Origin of the sequence: Bacillus sp. SA1-12 (assembly GCF_000981385.1) — a bacterium.
Lineage (GTDB): Bacteria > Bacillota > Bacilli > Bacillales > Bacillaceae > Metabacillus.
Window position 1 is genome coordinate 200,036 of sequence record NZ_LATZ01000119.1, and the last position, 15,806, is coordinate 215,841.

General features: G+C 36.8%; 17 protein-coding genes. All 17 read left to right on the top strand.

The window, feature by feature from the left end; all coding sequences use genetic code 11:
- Window positions 1-128: 128 nt before the first annotated feature.
- The 17 genes from WQ54_RS20410 to WQ54_RS20480 all read left to right on the top strand — a co-directional run bounded on the left by WQ54_RS20410 (window position 129) and on the right by WQ54_RS20480 (window position 15,705).
- The gene (locus WQ54_RS20410; RefSeq protein ID WP_046586806.1) at window positions 129-923 is read left to right on the top strand and encodes a peptidoglycan-binding protein; all 795 of its coding nucleotides are present in this window, start codon (window positions 129-131) and stop codon (window positions 921-923) included.
- A gap of 239 nt (window positions 924-1,162) precedes the next feature.
- On the top strand, window positions 1,163-2,053 hold the full coding sequence (locus tag WQ54_RS20415) for a sulfite exporter TauE/SafE family protein (protein WP_046586808.1): 891 nt from the start codon (window positions 1,163-1,165) through the stop codon (window positions 2,051-2,053).
- 399 nt (window positions 2,054-2,452) lie between these two features.
- Window positions 2,453-2,998 carry an NADPH-dependent FMN reductase gene (gene ssuE, locus WQ54_RS20420; RefSeq protein WP_046586809.1) on the top strand — a complete coding sequence of 182 codons (546 nt, stop codon included), beginning with the start codon at window positions 2,453-2,455 and terminating at the stop codon, window positions 2,996-2,998.
- 119 nt (window positions 2,999-3,117) lie between these two features.
- A complete protein-coding gene (locus WQ54_RS32930) occupies window positions 3,118-3,282 on the top strand; it encodes a Fur-regulated basic protein FbpA (RefSeq protein WP_084822210.1) in 165 nt (54 codons plus the stop codon).
- 169 nt (window positions 3,283-3,451) lie between these two features.
- Entirely contained in the window at window positions 3,452-3,823 is a 372-nt protein-coding gene (locus WQ54_RS20425) for a hypothetical protein (RefSeq protein WP_046586811.1), read from the top strand.
- A 1,099-nt stretch (window positions 3,824-4,922) separates the two neighbouring features.
- Complete coding sequence (locus tag WQ54_RS20430) at window positions 4,923-5,111, top strand: YezD family protein (protein WP_046586813.1); 189 nt, start codon at window positions 4,923-4,925, stop codon at window positions 5,109-5,111.
- A gap of 256 nt (window positions 5,112-5,367) precedes the next feature.
- Window positions 5,368-6,006, top strand: a complete 639-nt coding sequence (locus WQ54_RS20435) for a class I SAM-dependent methyltransferase (RefSeq protein ID WP_046586814.1) — start codon at window positions 5,368-5,370, stop codon at window positions 6,004-6,006.
- A gap of 61 nt (window positions 6,007-6,067) precedes the next feature.
- On the top strand, window positions 6,068-6,991 hold the full coding sequence (locus tag WQ54_RS20440) for a PLP-dependent cysteine synthase family protein (protein ID WP_046586816.1): 924 nt from the start codon (window positions 6,068-6,070) through the stop codon (window positions 6,989-6,991).
- A 1-nt stretch (window position 6,992) separates the two neighbouring features.
- Entirely contained in the window at window positions 6,993-8,132 is a 1,140-nt protein-coding gene (locus WQ54_RS20445; RefSeq protein ID WP_046586819.1) for a bifunctional cystathionine gamma-lyase/homocysteine desulfhydrase, read from the top strand.
- Between the two features lie 376 nt (window positions 8,133-8,508).
- Window positions 8,509-9,276 carry an IclR family transcriptional regulator gene (locus WQ54_RS20450; RefSeq protein ID WP_046586821.1) on the top strand — a complete coding sequence of 256 codons (768 nt, stop codon included), beginning with the start codon at window positions 8,509-8,511 and terminating at the stop codon, window positions 9,274-9,276.
- Between the two features lie 73 nt (window positions 9,277-9,349).
- A complete protein-coding gene (locus WQ54_RS20455; protein ID WP_046586823.1) occupies window positions 9,350-10,249 on the top strand; it encodes a fumarylacetoacetate hydrolase family protein in 900 nt (299 codons plus the stop codon).
- Window positions 10,250-10,306: 57 nt separating this feature from the next.
- Window positions 10,307-11,776 (top strand): alpha-ketoglutaric semialdehyde dehydrogenase GucD, encoded by a 1,470-nt coding sequence (gene gucD, locus WQ54_RS20460; RefSeq protein ID WP_046586825.1) that lies wholly within the window; start codon window positions 10,307-10,309, stop codon window positions 11,774-11,776.
- 342 nt (window positions 11,777-12,118) lie between these two features.
- Entirely contained in the window at window positions 12,119-12,433 is a 315-nt protein-coding gene (locus WQ54_RS20465) for a UxaA family hydrolase (protein ID WP_231597594.1), read from the top strand.
- Window positions 12,417-13,592, top strand: a complete 1,176-nt coding sequence (locus WQ54_RS20470; protein WP_046586826.1) for a UxaA family hydrolase — start codon at window positions 12,417-12,419, stop codon at window positions 13,590-13,592. The genes WQ54_RS20465 and WQ54_RS20470 overlap by 17 nt, the downstream gene beginning before the upstream one ends.
- A gap of 214 nt (window positions 13,593-13,806) precedes the next feature.
- Entirely contained in the window at window positions 13,807-14,082 is a 276-nt protein-coding gene (locus tag WQ54_RS20475) for a hypothetical protein (protein ID WP_046586829.1), read from the top strand.
- 30 nt (window positions 14,083-14,112) lie between these two features.
- Window positions 14,113-14,277, top strand: a complete 165-nt coding sequence (locus WQ54_RS34360) for a hypothetical protein (RefSeq protein WP_197089636.1) — start codon at window positions 14,113-14,115, stop codon at window positions 14,275-14,277.
- A 150-nt stretch (window positions 14,278-14,427) separates the two neighbouring features.
- Window positions 14,428-15,705 carry a SpoIID/LytB domain-containing protein gene (locus WQ54_RS20480; protein WP_046586831.1) on the top strand — a complete coding sequence of 426 codons (1,278 nt, stop codon included), beginning with the start codon at window positions 14,428-14,430 and terminating at the stop codon, window positions 15,703-15,705.
- Window positions 15,706-15,806: the final 101 nt, after the last annotated feature.

Consider the following 15,806-nt stretch of genomic DNA (forward strand, 5'->3'; position numbering starts at 1 on the left):
AACTTGACCATAATTTGACATTTATTTCATATTATTTAGGTCTTAATTCGTGAAATTTATTGTTTACCTTAAAAATTCTTCCACTCCACCGTATATTTTATTGAAAGAAACGAGGAGGTTAGGTTGGAATGAAAAAGAAATGGGGATTTACGCTGCTTGCATTTACGAGTTTCGGATTGTTTTTTCCCGAAAAAGGTGAAGCAGCTTTGGGAGACAGAACCTTATCAAAGGGAATGGCACATAGTGATGTAAAAGAATTGCAGGAGTATTTATTAGCAAAAGGAGAATTTCCTTATCATACTGCTACAGGTTATTATGGTGAAATAACAGAGGATGCTGTAAGAGAATTTCAATCAGAAAAAAGTATTCAAGTAGATGGAATTGCTGGTCCGCAAACAATCGGTAAAATAAAAGTACTCCGAAAAGGAGATATGGGGAAGCCGGTAATTCAGCTTCAACAGCTTCTAAAAGTATGGAGTTCTTATACTGGAGTTATTGATGGGATTTATGGGGATGGAACAAAAAATGCTGTTGCCCAATTTCAACGTAAAGCGGGCATAACAGATGATGGCATAGCAGGTCCGCAAACATTTAGTAAATTAAATCAAAAAGCATCTGCTGCCGATCAGCCTGTTAAAGAACTATCTGTTACAAGTACTGCCTATACTGCATACTGTGATGGCTGCTCTGGAGTAACAAGGATGGGAGTCGATTTAAAGAAATATCCAGACGGTAAGGTAATTGCTGTCGATCCAAATGTTATACCTTTAGGATCAACTGTTGAAGTGGAAGGTTATGGAACTGCTATTGCAGCTGATATTGGCGGAGGTATTACAGGTAATGAAATAGATGTCTTTTTCCCGACGGAAAACACTGCCCTCCAATGGGGAAGAAAAACGGTGAAGGTAAGAGTCCTTGATTAATAATTGATACATAACAGTAGTGACAAAAAATGAACATAGAGCAAGTAAATTTAGATTAACTTCGAATTTATTTTAAAATTGAGTTGACAGGTAGGATTAATGGGATATATAATCTGATTAATTAGTAACGAAATAAGAAGCCGATCGGAAGACCGAAGGCCTAACTCTTTTTCTGCAAAAGGGTTAGGCCTTTTTTATTTCATTTACTAGCAGATAACAACACAATGAGGTGTATAAAAATGAAAAAGTTAATCATCTTTGCTTTAATCGGTTTACTTGCACAATTTATTGATGGTGCTTTAGGAATGGCCTACGGCGTCACATCATCTTCGCTATTGCTGGCATTCGGTATTGCACCTGCAGTAGCCTCTGCTTCTGTTCATTTTGCAGAAGTTGTGACAACTGCCGCTTCTGGGGCGTCGCATATTAAATTTGGAAATGTTGACAAACAAACGGTCTATCGACTCATCATTCCTGGATCAATCGGAGCCTTTTTGGGGGCTACCTTTTTAAGTAATTTACCAGGGGATTTGGCAAAACCTTATATTTCTATTTTTCTGCTATTATTAGGTGTTTATGTACTTATAAGATTTCTATTTAAGTTTCGTCCAAATGAAGTAAAAGAAGGATCAACTTTAACACGAAAAAAATCAATTCCATTAGGATTAATTGCAGGTTTTGCCGATGCAACAGGAGGCGGAGGCTGGGGCCCCATTGCCACCCCTGTCTTGTTATCACAAAAAGGAATGAGCCCTAGGAAAGTCGTTGGTACGGTTGATACAAGTGAATTTGCTATAGCGGTTTCTGCAACTATAGGCTTTTTGATTTCTTTAGGTTGGGAAGAAGTAAATTGGTTATGGGTCGGTGCCTTAATGGTTGGTGGAGTTATTGCAGCTCCGATTGCAGCATGGCTCGTACAAAAAATACATGCTCAATTAATGGGTGTCCTTGTTGGCGGATTTATCATTTTAGTAAATGCGAGAACAATCCTACAGACATGGATTGAAGATCCTGCCGTTTATCCTGCAGTTTATATAGGAATAACGATTCTCTGGATTACAGGTATTATATATGTGTTATTAAAAATAGGAAACGGTAAAAAAGATCAAAAAATTGAATTAGATTCCTAAGCCGACTAGAAAGCTAGAGGCTCTCAGATTATGTGAATCCTATTACGTAAAATGGGAGTCTTTTTACAAATGCAAATACTGGGGAAAGGGTGTTGTTTATAGATTCGTAAGTGAAGCAAAGCCATTATGCTTCGGCAGCAGGCAGATGAGCAGCTTTTCTATTGAAATTAATCTGAAAAAGAATATTGCTTCAGGTCGTTTTTTAGCTGATACCGAATAATCGAAGTGTTCTAAAAGAGTGCGGTTCACCCTTACAGTGACATTAGAAGGAATGAAAGATAACAAGGAATCAATTAACCAATATCACTTTATATTTGTTGCTAAAGAAGTGATTAGATAAAAAATATTAGATTGTGATAAATAAAAAAATACTTAAAATGTATAGAGGAGAGGATTTAATTGGCAAAAGTATCCATCATCACAGGTTCCCCAAATGATTATTCACGTTTAAACGGAATATTGAATTTTGCAATTACTGCACTAGAAAAAGAAAAGATTTCATTTGACATTATTAAGGTGCATACCTTGCCGGCAGTAGATTTAATTACGGCTAAGTTTGATAGTGACGCAATAATTCATGCTAATAAGAAAGTAGAAAATTCGGAAGGAGTTATTATATTAACACCAGTATATAAGGCATCGTATTCAGGGATATTAAAAACCTATCTTGATTTACTTCCTCAGAAGGGCTTAGAAAATAAAATTGTACTCCCTCTAGTTTTAGGAGGATCGTTTGGTCATCTCTTGACAATTGAGTATGCATTAAATCCCATCCTATCCACATTAGGAGCTAACCACATTGTAAATGGTGTATATACAATTGATCATCAAATAGAACGTGTTGATAAAAATCAATTCTCACTTCATGAAGAAGCTCTTCAAAGATTAAACAAAGGTCTTGATTCATTTATCAATACAATTAAAAAATATGAGGTTGTTTTATAACGATAGGTTAACTGTTTTTCTATATAATACATGAAATGAAATCAACTGGATAACGAGGTTAAATGTACTGTAAGTCTCTTTTATTTTAGAGTCATGATTATTAAGGGGAGGTACAATCAATGAGCCAGTTGCGTGAAGCAGTTTTTCGCAGAAAAGAAAAATTAATTCAAAAGCTATTAGCCTTAGGAATTTATAAAAAGGAAGAACACCATCTTTATGAATTAACATTATCTGAAATTGAAACAGAATACCACAATGAAATAAAAAGGAAAAAGCCAAATTGATAACAAAAGACCTTGGTTAAAATCATTAAATAAAGCTGTGTTCTTTCTCTCATTGTGTACTGAGATGGGTAAGTATGCCATTTACGAAAGGACAAAGGAAAAGACCATTTAACCGCAGCAACCGCCACTTTAACTAACTACATAAATCCGCAAAGGAGGATCATTTCATATGGCTAAAAATCATTTTAGCATATTTGATATACCTCAGCACAGAAGGAAAAAAAGCTTGCTAGAAAATGAGTATTTGAATTTGCCTGATTTAACCTTTTATAACAGATGCAAACAGCAATTTCATATAAATAAAGGAGTATACAACACAATTGATAACTGGTTTTATGAATACGGCATTATTCATGTTGTTTATAGAAGAATTTACATTTTAGCATTTTTGGGATTTGTAAAAGAAAACAGTGCTGAATTAGACACCCAAAAATTTATTAGATTTGGCCATGGCGGACTGACAATGAAACTAAAGGAGTTCACATCCGTCTATTTCCGTTATAAAGAAAACGGATATGCAGATATTATTTCTAATAAATGACATCTTTGATTTAAAAATGACTTTAGCCTACTTTTGAAAAATTGGCAGAGTTTAATGAAAAAAATAAAAAGAGGTTCATACTTAAAGGCTAGTTGCAGCAAGGTTTCATAGGGAATGCCTAATGCGAGGCCAATAATTTAATTGTAGTGCTTGAGATTTTATCATTTTTGTTTTCTTGGCCATTATTCAGATTACATTGTGAAAGATCTTGATTAATTACTTTCAAGGGTAGAAGGTATGTTCTTAGATGAATAAACGACCGTTAAAATCCGACTAAATTGATGAGAAAAGTTAATATTATTGCAATTTAATAGTTTAATAAACTGCTGCTATATGGTTCCAAGTCCATCTGAATCAAATCATGCAAATGAGAAATCTTGGGATGAAGGAAACCCCTATATGTAAGAAACACATACTAGTTTTAAAAAATATTTGATTTATAGACAGTTATGAAAAGTTCTATGTCAATTAATTTGCAAACAATTCCTTAAACTGCAAAAGCGAATATGAACAAGCTCCATAATATATATGTCCAAGTTATTGGGGAAAAGGAACTTAAAAAAAATTGAAGCCCTATAATAAAGAGGCTGTCTCAGATGGATTTATCCTCAGGTGTTGAGATAACCTCTCTTAGTCAAGTAATATGTACGGTACTAATAAATGTTGTTCAAAAAATGAAAAAATTTTTTGTGGTTGATTTAACCATAAATACATAATATGATTAGTGAAAACCAATATATCCCATCGAATTGCTTGGTATTATAGGGTTTTTCTTTGAAAACTGATCTTTTAATCATTTATTCAATGATTCTTAAAATTTGATCTTAGTTCAAACTAATAAAAGGGCATGTCGACTGGTTCACTCAATAGTTAAAATGGGGAAAAAATGAGAAGGTTCAAAGGCAGGCGGGTATGTCTTGCTGGTTGTTAGAATTTGGCCTACACCAACGGAATAGTATATTAAAATTCATATAAAACACTTGTATTGATAAAACCTTTTTCATCTTTAGTTAAAGATAACATTTCAAATGCACTCGAATATACAATGCTTTAAAATCACTATTTTACAGAAAACATTTATTGGAAGGGGAGATCATCATTGTCTACAAAAAATAAGATTGACCAAGAAATTATTAATAAAATCATTTCGTTATTGGAAAGCATTGAATATGGTACTGTGCAAATCACTGTACATGATTCCCAGGTAACTCAAATTGAGAAAGGCGAAAAATATCGATTTGCCTTAAAGAAAAACACCGAGAAACTAAGACACATAAATGGTAGCTAATTATAGTATGGCACTTCATGTGTATATTTCCTTCATAAGACTAACTCAAAATAGCTAACTCGAGTTAGTCTTGTTCCTCATATAATATTTTTTCTTACATAAACCCTTTCTTTTTTTGTCAAAAATCCCTCTTTCAATTATAAAGTAAGCAAATCAGATTGAAAAAATCCTTATTATCTAAAAGAAGAACCGTTTAAACCACTAAAACATACTATACCTATATGAATAATTAATATTTGCTGAATAGGTGATAAATATGGGAAGAGAATTTATCGAACTTTTTGATGAATGGTCAACAACTTATGATCATACTGTCACAGGAAATGAGATTGAATATCGGGAAGTATTTAAAAATTACGATCACATTCTAGAAAGAGTTGCAGAACTTTCGCATGGTCATGTTTTAGAGTTTGGTTCAGGAACAGGAAATCTGACAAAAAAGTTACTCACATTAGGTTACGAGGTTACAGCGATCGAACCATCACAAGCTATGAGAAAAATTGCTAATGAAAAGTTAAATGGGAAGGTAAAAATAGTTGATGGTGATTTTTTGAATTTTCCAAAGCCTGAATATGTTGATTCAATTGTAAGTACGTATGCATTCCATCATTTAACAAATGAAGAAAAAACCAAAGCAATTGATACATTTGGCAGACTGTTAAAGTCGGGAGGGAAATTGGTATTTGCAGATACGATTTTCACAACAAATGACGATCATAAAAAAGCGATAAAAGAAGCGAAAACAGAAAAATTTTTTACACTTGCTGAGGATTTACAAAGGGAATATTATACGACCATTCCCTTCTTGCAACAGATACTTGAAATAAATGATTTTCAAGTTTCATTCCATAGATGTAATCGGTTTGTCTGGATTATAGAAGCTTTAAAAGTATAGGGAAAGTGAGTAGGAATGATCCCTCAGGAGGAATAAAAATCTTTAAAAAGAGGTGAACTCCATGAAGGTGGTGCACAGCATTCATGAATTAGTTGGTCAGACCCCGATGCTTGAAATAACACAGTTTCCAATTCCTAAAGGAGTGCGTATCTTTGCTAAATTAGAATTTTTTAATCCCGGCGGAAGTATTAAGGATCGGCTGGGACAAGAGCTGCTTCAGGAAGCATTAAAAAGCGGGGCACTCAAAGAAGGCGGGACCATTATTGAGGCTACTGCCGGGAATACTGGAATCGGTTTAGCGATAGCAGCGATAAACAAAGGAATAAAGGTGATTTTCTGTGTTCCGCAAAAATTTAGTTTTGAAAAACAAGAATTAATGAGAGCACTTGGCGCAACCATTATCCATACCCCTACAGAGCTCGGTATGGAAGGAGCAATTGAAAAGGCGAAAGAAGTAGGAAAAGAAATTCCTGATGTTTACTTTGCTCAACAATTTGAAAATCCTTCGAACCCGGCTGCTTACTATAAGACCTTGGCTCCTGAAATCTGGCAGCAGCTAAATGGAAAGATTGATATTTTTGTAGCTGGAGCAGGTACGGGAGGGACATTTATGGGAACAGCGAGGTATTTAAAAGAAAAAAATCAGAGGATAAAAACTGTAATTGTTGAACCAAATGGTTCCATCTTAAATGGCGGCCCATCTGGACCCCACAAAACAGAGGGTATCGGGATGGAATTTCTCCCATCTTATATGGATAAAAACTATTTCGATTCTGTCCATACCATTGATGACGATGCCGCTTTCTCAATGGTTAGACAATTAGCGGTCAAAGAGGGTTTGCTTGTTGGGAGCTCATCAGGTGCTGCATTTTGTGCAGCAATAAAAGAAGCAGAAGAAGCAGAAATGGATACCAATATAGTCGTGATCTTTCCAGATTCAAGTGAGAGATATGTAAGCAAAGCGATTTACCAGGGAGGACAGTAGTATGAAGAAAAAGACAAAACTGATTCATGCAGGCATTGTTGGAGATAAACAGACAGGCGCAGTGTCCACACCTATCTATCAAGTTAGTACTTTTAAGCAAGATGGGCCTGGAGATCATCGTGGGTATGAATATTCTAGGACGGGTAATCCTACTCGGCATGCTTTAGAAGAGCTGATGAAAGAATTGGAAGGAGGGAAACGAGGACTTGCCTTTAGCTCTGGTATGGCTGCGATGACGGCAGTCATGATGTTGTTTAACCATGGAGACCATATTTTACTTACTGATGATGTTTATGGCGGTTCATACCGGCTGATGACGAAAGTGCTGAACCGATTTGGCCTTGAGGCAACGTTTGTTGATACAAGTGATCTAAACAACATAACGGAAGGCATTAAAGAAAACACCAAGGCCATTTTCCTCGAGTCGCCTACTAATCCATTATTAAAAATCACCGATATTAAAGGTGCGGCAAATATTGCAAGAGCCAATGGTCTATTAACAATTGTTGATAACACTTTTAGTACACCTTACTGGCAAAATCCCTTGACATTAGGAGCAGATCTAGTGCTTCACAGTGCAACAAAGTATTTGGGGGGACATAGTGATGTCGTAGCCGGAATTGTTGTTGTTAAGGATGAAGTTCTGGGCGAAAAGCTTCATTTTATTCAAAACTCAACAGGAGGCGTACTTGGTCCCCAGGATTCCTGGTTATTAACACGTGGAATTAAGACACTGGGTATTCGGATGGAAGAACACGAGAAAAATGCAAAGGAAATCGTTGCTTTCTTGGTAAATCACCATAAAATTTCAAAAGTTTATTACCCTGGCATAGAAACCCATCCAAGTCATGAAATCGCAAAAAAACAAGCTGGAGGCTATGGAGGCATGATTTCATTTGATGTGGGCAGTGCTGAAAATGCGAATAAACTACTCTCGAATATAAAATTTTTTACTTTGGCCGAAAGCCTTGGAGCAGTAGAAAGCCTTATATCAATACCAGCTTTTATGACACATGCTTCCATTCCTGAAGAACGACGGAAAAAACTAGGCATAACAGAAGGGTTAATCCGAATTTCTGTAGGTCTTGAGGATGCAGAAGACCTAATTGAGGATTTAAAAAAAGCATTAGAGGATGCTTGAACATTTTTAGGCCGGAAGTATACATTCCGGTCTTTCATAATTTGTTTTGTTCATTAAATAAAAAGAGTTTATAGGGGCGATAATAATTAGATAAATACAAAGAACATTCTGACAAATTGGTTGACTTATGTAAGTGTTTTCAAATATAATGCAAGTGTAGATGACATTTATAAACTAGGTTTTATAATGTAAAACAGCAATGTGTTTTTCATCATCACATTGATGAAAGCTTTGTATAACAATGCATGATGATAGGGGGTGCCGAACAAGTCAACATAATAGATAAATATTGACTAGTATACTCCTTTTAATAGATATTGCAAAGGTTAACAAGATCATCTGATGAAGGAACGTATGTTTATGAGGGGGTATACCGTTGCCTATTATTCAATCTGTCGAACGAGCGTTAACAATATTAGACTTATTTAATGAATATGAAACTGAATTAAAAATAACCGAAATAAGTGAACGAATAAAGCTACATAAGAGTACTGTTCACTCTCTGTTAAAGACATTACAGGCTCACCATTATATTGAACAAAATCCCGAAAATGGGAAGTACCGTTTAGGAATGAAGCTTTTTGAGCGCGGCCAGTTTGTTATTCAAAGTATGGATCTTCGTCCCCTTGCGAAGCCCCATCTCGATACCCTTTCAAAAGAAACACTTCAAACCGTTCATCTTGTCATTCTTGACGGGAAAGAAGGGGTCTATATTGATAAAGTAGAAGGGGCTACCTCAAGTGCACTTTATTCGAAAATTGGCAGAAGGATTCCCATTCATTGCAGTGCGGTTGGAAAAGCGCTCATAGCATTTAAATCAATGGGAGAAATTGAGGAAATTCTAGCTGGCTATGAATTTGTCAAGCGGACTGACCATACCATCACCAACAAACAAAGCTTTTTAGAGGAGCTAGAAGAGGTTCGGGAAAAAGGCTTTTCACGTGATCAACAAGAAAATGAACCAGGAGTTAATTGCGTAGCTGTTCCAATCTATGATTATTCTAAAAAAGTAATTGCAGCAATCAGTATTTCAAGTCCTTTTATGCGTTTTAATGAGGAAGAAATCTTGATGCATATTGACCTATTAAAAAGAGAAGCAAAGGAATTGTCAAAAAAGTTAGGGTATGGGTGCATGGATAAATAGGATTTTTACATAAATTCTTATATCCATTAATAAAAACTTAGTTTTATATAATAAAACAAACGGAGGGGTAAATATGAGATTGATCCGGTTTAAAAAGGAAAAAAAGGTGATTCTAGCAGCAGTAACGAACCAAAATAAACTTTTCTCACTCCCTTATGAAAATGCGATTGAATTAGCGGAGCATGCAAAAGAGAAAGAAGTGACTGCAGTTGAATTAATTAATGAATTAATTGATGATAGCTTGCCTTTAAATGAACGTTTAGAAGATATACAGCTTCTTGTTCCAATCGAAGCACCAGAGGTTTGGGCATCTGGAGTGACTTATTTAAAAAGTAAGGAAGCCCGCAATTATGAAGCAACAAATGGAAAGCTTGATGTAACAACCTTTTATGATAAAGTTTATGACGCAAAAAGACCGGAAATCTTTTTTAAATCGACAAAAGACCGAACGATTGGTCCAAAAGGTGAGCTTTTTCTTAGAAGTGACTCAAACTGGCAAATACCAGAACCTGAATTAGGTCTTGTCCTTAGTAGCGATGGCGAAATCATCGGATATACAATCGGCAACGATATGAGCTGCCGTGATATAGAAGGTGAAAACCCTCTTTATTTGCCGCAAGCAAAAATGTGGTCACACTCTTGTTCAATTGGCCCAGCCATTCTTCTTGCAGAAAGTGTGGAAGATCCTTACCAATTTGAAATATCTTGTAGGATTTATCGAAATGAAGAATTAGCATTTGAAGGGATGGCCAACACGAATCAGTTAAAACGTAGATTTGATGAACTTGTTAGCTTTTTAAAGAAAGATAATATCATTTTTCCTGGAACTGTTTTGCTTACCGGTACGTGTGTAGTTCCGCCGAATGAATTCACTTTAAAGGATGGGGATCACATTGAAATCGAAATTTCAGGCATCGGTGTTTTACGTAATCCAGTGAAAAGTCAAGTCTCAGCAGTAGTAAATAATTCATAACAAAAAGTTCTTGCTGTTGAAATGAGACAGCCAAATAAATAGAGGAGGAATGGAGAAGTGGCAACGAAAACGGAAGTAAAAACATATTTTAATTTTGTGAATGGTGAATGGGTGAAAGCCTCCAATTCAGAAGTTGACGCAAGCATAAATCCGGCAGATTACAATGAGGTTGTGGGATATGTGCAAAAATCAACACAAGAGGATTTAAATGAAGCAGTTGAGGCCGCAACAGAAGCACAAAAAAGATGGAGAAAACTGTCTGGTGCTGAGCGAGGAAATTACTTATTTAAAGTAGCAGATATTCTTGAATCACGGATCGATGAAATTGCAAAAACAATGACTCGTGAAATGGGAAAAACACTTCCAGAGGCTAAAGGAGAAACCGCTCGTGGCGTCGCGATTTTGCGATATTATGCAGGAGAAGGGATGAGAAAGGTTGGCGAAGTGATTCCCTCCTCAGATGCAGGAGCCCTTATGTTTACTTCTCGAACGCCGCTTGGTGTGGTTGGAGTAATCACACCTTGGAATTTCCCTGTTGCTATTCCTATTTGGAAAATGGCACCTGCACTGATTTATGGCAATACAGTTGTATTAAAGCCTGCACAGGAAGCAGCTGTAACCGCAGCAAAAGTGATTGAATGCTTTGAAGAAGCACAACTGCCTGCTGGAGTCGTCAACATGGTGACAGGTTCAGGTACGGTGATCGGCCAAGGGCTTGTAGAGCATCAAGGGATCAATGGTATCACCTTTACTGGATCGGACGCAGTTGGTAAGCTGGTTGGACAGGGAGCCTTAGCACGCGGGGCTAAATACCAACTTGAGATGGGTGGTAAAAACCCCGTAATCGTTGCAGAGGATGCGGATTTAGATTTAGCAGTAGAGGGTACCATTAGTGGAGGTCTCCGTTCAACTGGACAGAAATGCACCGCTACAAGTCGTGTTATTATTCATCGTGATGTTTATGACGTGTTTAAAGAGAAGCTTGTAGCGAAAGTCAAAGAAATAAAGGTTGGCAATGGTTTAGAGGAAGGCGTATGGATGGGACCATGCGCAAGTGAAAACCAACTTAACACTGTCTTATCTTATATCGAAAAAGGGAAGGAAGAAGGAGCAAAACTGCTTCTTGGCGGGAACCGCTATTTAGATAAGGATTGTGCAAATGGATTCTATGTTGAACCAACAGTTTTTGATGAAGTTGATAATCAGATGACAATTGCCCAAGAAGAAATATTTGGACCTGTTCTTGCATTGATTAAGGTGGAATCAATGGAAGAGGCATTAAATGTCGCTAACGATGTTAAGTTCGGTTTAAGCGCCTCGATCTTTACAACTAATATTCAAAAAATGCTTCATTTTATTGAAGGTATGGATGCCGGACTTGTTAGAATTAATGCAGAAAGTGCAGGTGTCGAATTGCAAGCGCCATTTGGTGGGATGAAACAATCAAGTTCGCATTCCCGTGAACAAGGCCAGGCTGCAATTGAATTCTTCACTTCCATAAAAACAGTTTTTGTTAAAGGTTCTTAACAAGTTAAGGTTGTCTCAATGTCGGAAAAGATACGACCCTTGAGACAGCCTTTGCTGAATAAACATGTTTCGTTCACCATTCCATAAAATTGTTTAGCCCTCGTAAAGTTAAGGTCAATGGGTTTTTACCGTTTCTATATCACGCTGCTTGATGGTCTGAACCAATTTTAAATTTTGTAAGCGTTTTAAAAAAAGTATTTGCATTAAACCGAAAGAGTTGGTGTTCAATTATTTTAGTACTGCCGAACCAAAAGTGGACCAACTATATCATTCTAGTTAAAACGCTATATTTCGTTTTTTGTTGTGTGAAGGGCATTGATCAACAAAGGGAGATGATAGACTTTGAGTAAAGATAGTTATCGAACGATTATGATGAAACCAATGGATGATGTTGCCGTAGCTCTTGAAGATATTCCTTCAGGGACAGAGGTGGTTGTTAATGTTTCTAAAGAACAAACTGCCAGAATTACGCTTTACAGTAAAATAGCTTTTGGGCATAAATTCGCGGTAACAAACATAAAAAAGGGCTCTGATATTTTAAAGTATGGGGAAGTGATTGGCAGAGCAACAAGAGATATCCAGAAAGGTGAACATGTTCATGTTCATAATTTAGAAGGAACAAGAGGAAGAGGTGACAAAGTTGGTACAAACGAATGAGAGTAAGTTTTTAGGATATCGACGTCGAGATGGTAAAGTAGGTGTGCGCAATCATGTATTAATCCTACCGACCATAACGTGTGCGACACAAACCGCACAGCGAATAACAGAGCTAGTGCATGGTACAGTTACGTTCATCCATCAGCATGGATGTGCACAGGTTGGCGTGGATTATGAACAGACGTTTCGTACATATGTTGGGTTAGGGAAAAATCCAAATGTTTATGGGGTTGTAGTTTTAGGTCTTGGCTGTGAAACTCACCAGGCCAGAAGTGTTGCTGGAGAAATTGCTAAGTCAGGGAAACCAGTTGTGACGATATCGATTCAAGACCATGGAGGAACTTTATCAACAATAGCAGAAGGTGCAAAGGCCGCTGCTAAGCTTGTGCAAGAAGCTTCTGCTCAAGCAAAAGAGTGGTGTGATTTCAGTGAACTTATCATTGGAACTGAATGCGGAGGTTCTGATGCGTGTTCTGGATTATCTGCAAATCCTGCTGTGGGTGCTGTTAGCGATATGATTGTTGAATTAGGCGGTACGTCTATTCTTGCCGAAACAACAGAATTGATTGGGGCAGAACATTTACTTGCTAACCGTGCGGCTAATGACAAGGTGGCAAAACGAGTATATGAAATCATAAATGCGATGGAAAATCGCTCCATTCTTATGGGAGTAGATATTCGAACAGGCAACCCAAGTCCGGGAAATATTGCAGGGGGGCTTAGTTCATTAGAAGAAAAGTCCCTTGGTGCAGCAAATAAAGCTGGTAAAAGTATCTTAAAGGAAATAATTGATTATGCAGAGGAGCCAACAGAGAAGGGGCTTGTCTGGATGGATACGCCAGGCCATGATATCGAGCAGCTAACGGGTATGATTGCCGGTGGTGCACAGGTTGTATTGTTTACAAGTGGCAGAGGTACCCCGACCGGTTCTCCAATTGTTCCAGTAATTAAAATCTCTACAAATACACCAATGTTTGAAAGAATGGAGGAAAATATGGACTTAAACGCGGGGACCATTATCGAAGGTAAAGAAACTGTTGAGGAAGTTGGAAAAAGGATTTTTAATGAAATCGGTTTAGTAAGCTCTGGTAAGTTAACAAAATCTGAAATTCTTAAGCAGCATGACTTTGGGATTTGGAGGATTGGCCCAACTTTTTGATAAGTGGATAAGAAGCAGTGATGAAAAATCTGAAAGTGATTTACAAAGCAGCTTGTTTGTAAGTAATATGCTCTAACAAGCTCCAAATATTCTTGTTTTATATCGATTGCAATCTCATTTTGTGTTTCCTATTTTAACCACATGTTTTTTAATAAATTGGGACAAAATGAAGATGTACTTTTATGAATGCATCATGAAATCAGGAGGTATTCACATGACTGATCAAAATGGTTATCGTACATCAATCGATAGTTCTGTCCAAGGGAAAATGGAACAGATATGGCAGAAAACGTGTGGGACATGGGAGAACTGTAATGAATCAACAGTTCAGTCATTTTTAGCAGAATGTGAACAGCATAGCATTGATCCGCAATTTTGCATGAGCTGGATTCAAGAACATCAAACGATGATTCCAAATTGGCAAAATGTTGCTGAAACAACCCGTGAATGGGTGGTACAGCACACCTCAACTGGATCTCCTATTCAATAATAGCGAATAAAAAAGCTGGAGGGGTAAATCATGCAAAAAGAACCTAGTGCAAGACAATTTCAAGATGATTTGGAGCAATACAAAATGCCGGAAGCTGTAAAACAATCGAAAAAAGGTACTTATCAGGTTGGTTATGAGGCTTCGTCTGGCAATAGAACGTCACCAGACCATGAAGTAGCAAAAAAACTTCAATAATTCTGGTCTAAATTTAATAAACGTGTTTTATCTAGGGGACAGTCCCACAGCACAATAGGTTCATGATATTGTGCTGTGGGACTGTCCCCTTCTTTTTTGGATGAAGGTTGCTAATGAATAATCCTATACTTTCATCGGCATGATAAAACTATGAGATATTTGCTTATACTGTTATTCATCATCATAATACCAAAACAAATAAATGCAGAAGAAATGGTTAAAGTAAAATTAATAAACTATATTGGGGATACACAGGAATTAGATATCGCTCTTAAAGGTGATTATATTACACTGGATCCTGCTCTTTCGTTAAAGGAAAATGTTAATTATCGTATAAGTGTACAAAAGGGACAGATCCATTTAAAAGGTAATGGTAAGCATTATCAACTGAAAGAAAATCTGATCATTATTCCAGGTATTTATGATCGAAAACATCAAATATATGTAAATGGCCGTCCATATTTAGGTTCTATGGAATTCCGTTTAGAAAAAAATAAGGTGATTCGTCCAATCAACCAATTAGCTGTAGAGGATTATTTAAAAGGTGTTGTCCCTTTTGAAGTGTATCCTTCCTGGAATATGGAAACATTGAAAGCACAGGCTCTGGCTGCGCGTACATATACCTATTCACATATAAACGAGGTATTGGACGATACAATTTTTTATCAGGTTTACGGCGGATATACTTGGAATAAAAGAACCATCAAAGCCGTTGATGAAACAACCGATGAAGTGATTACTTTTCACCGCCATCTTATTGACGCTCTATATTCTGCAAGTAATGGAGGAGTCACGGAAAATAATGCACATGTATGGGGAGGGAAACCAATATCTTATTTTCCAATAAAGCTGGACCCTTATGATCCAGGCTATCCTTGGACATTTACATTACACCAAACACAAATAAATATCGGTAAGATAAACTGGGATCATCCTAATTGGTGGAACCGGTTGAAAGAGCAGGATGAAGAAATAACGGCGACAATAAAATTATGGCTGCAAAAAAACGGATTTCCTGGTGATATTAAAATCCTATCCATTCCTCGTTTAAAGCTATCAAACCAACAGCTTCAGTCGAAACGAACTGAGAATGGTTCTATAACCATTGAATTTTTGCATCGGTTAATTGATGGTACCATTTTGTATGAATCTGTTGATCTTGTTGACGTAAAACTAAAGACCATCCGCTCAATGATTGGCGGTAATGTATTCAAAAGCTATTTAATTGATTCCTTACAAGTAAAAAAAGGAGTTTACACGGTGAAAGGTAAAGGGTATGGCCATGGTGTAGGAATGAGTCAGTGGGGAGCAAGTATAATGGGGGAGAATGGAAAAACGTATAAGGAAATTCTTCAGTTTTATTATCCGGGAACAAGTATTACACCATATCACCATCAAGAAAGGAGTGTGTACAATGGAAGTTTATGAACAAAAGGTTTGTGAAAAGTGCGGGAAAGAAACTAAGCATGAAATTACTGAGGATAATATGTCAATTTATTACCATTGTTTAAATTGCGATCATACTTACG

Bases quoted from the DNA above. Each gene is read 5' to 3' on its own strand.
- WQ54_RS20410 (WP_046586806.1), top strand. From the start codon at position 129: ATGAAAAAGAAATGGGGATTTACGCTGCTTGCATTTACGAGTTTCGGA.
- WQ54_RS20455 (WP_046586823.1), top strand. From the start codon at position 9,350: ATGAGATTGATCCGGTTTAAAAAGGAAAAAAAGGTGATTCTAGCAGCA.
- WQ54_RS20480 (WP_046586831.1), top strand. From the start codon at position 14,428: ATGAGATATTTGCTTATACTGTTATTCATCATCATAATACCAAAACAA.
- WQ54_RS20435 (WP_046586814.1), top strand. From the start codon at position 5,368: ATGGGAAGAGAATTTATCGAACTTTTTGATGAATGGTCAACAACTTAT.
- WQ54_RS20475 (WP_046586829.1), top strand. From the start codon at position 13,807: ATGACTGATCAAAATGGTTATCGTACATCAATCGATAGTTCTGTCCAA.
- WQ54_RS20415 (WP_046586808.1), top strand. From the start codon at position 1,163: ATGAAAAAGTTAATCATCTTTGCTTTAATCGGTTTACTTGCACAATTT.
- WQ54_RS20425 (WP_046586811.1), top strand. From the start codon at position 3,452: ATGGCTAAAAATCATTTTAGCATATTTGATATACCTCAGCACAGAAGG.
- WQ54_RS20445 (WP_046586819.1), top strand. From the start codon at position 6,993: ATGAAGAAAAAGACAAAACTGATTCATGCAGGCATTGTTGGAGATAAA.
- WQ54_RS34360 (WP_197089636.1), top strand. From the start codon at position 14,113: ATGCAAAAAGAACCTAGTGCAAGACAATTTCAAGATGATTTGGAGCAA.
- WQ54_RS20440 (WP_046586816.1), top strand. From the start codon at position 6,068: ATGAAGGTGGTGCACAGCATTCATGAATTAGTTGGTCAGACCCCGATG.
- WQ54_RS32930 (WP_084822210.1), top strand. From the start codon at position 3,118: ATGAGCCAGTTGCGTGAAGCAGTTTTTCGCAGAAAAGAAAAATTAATT.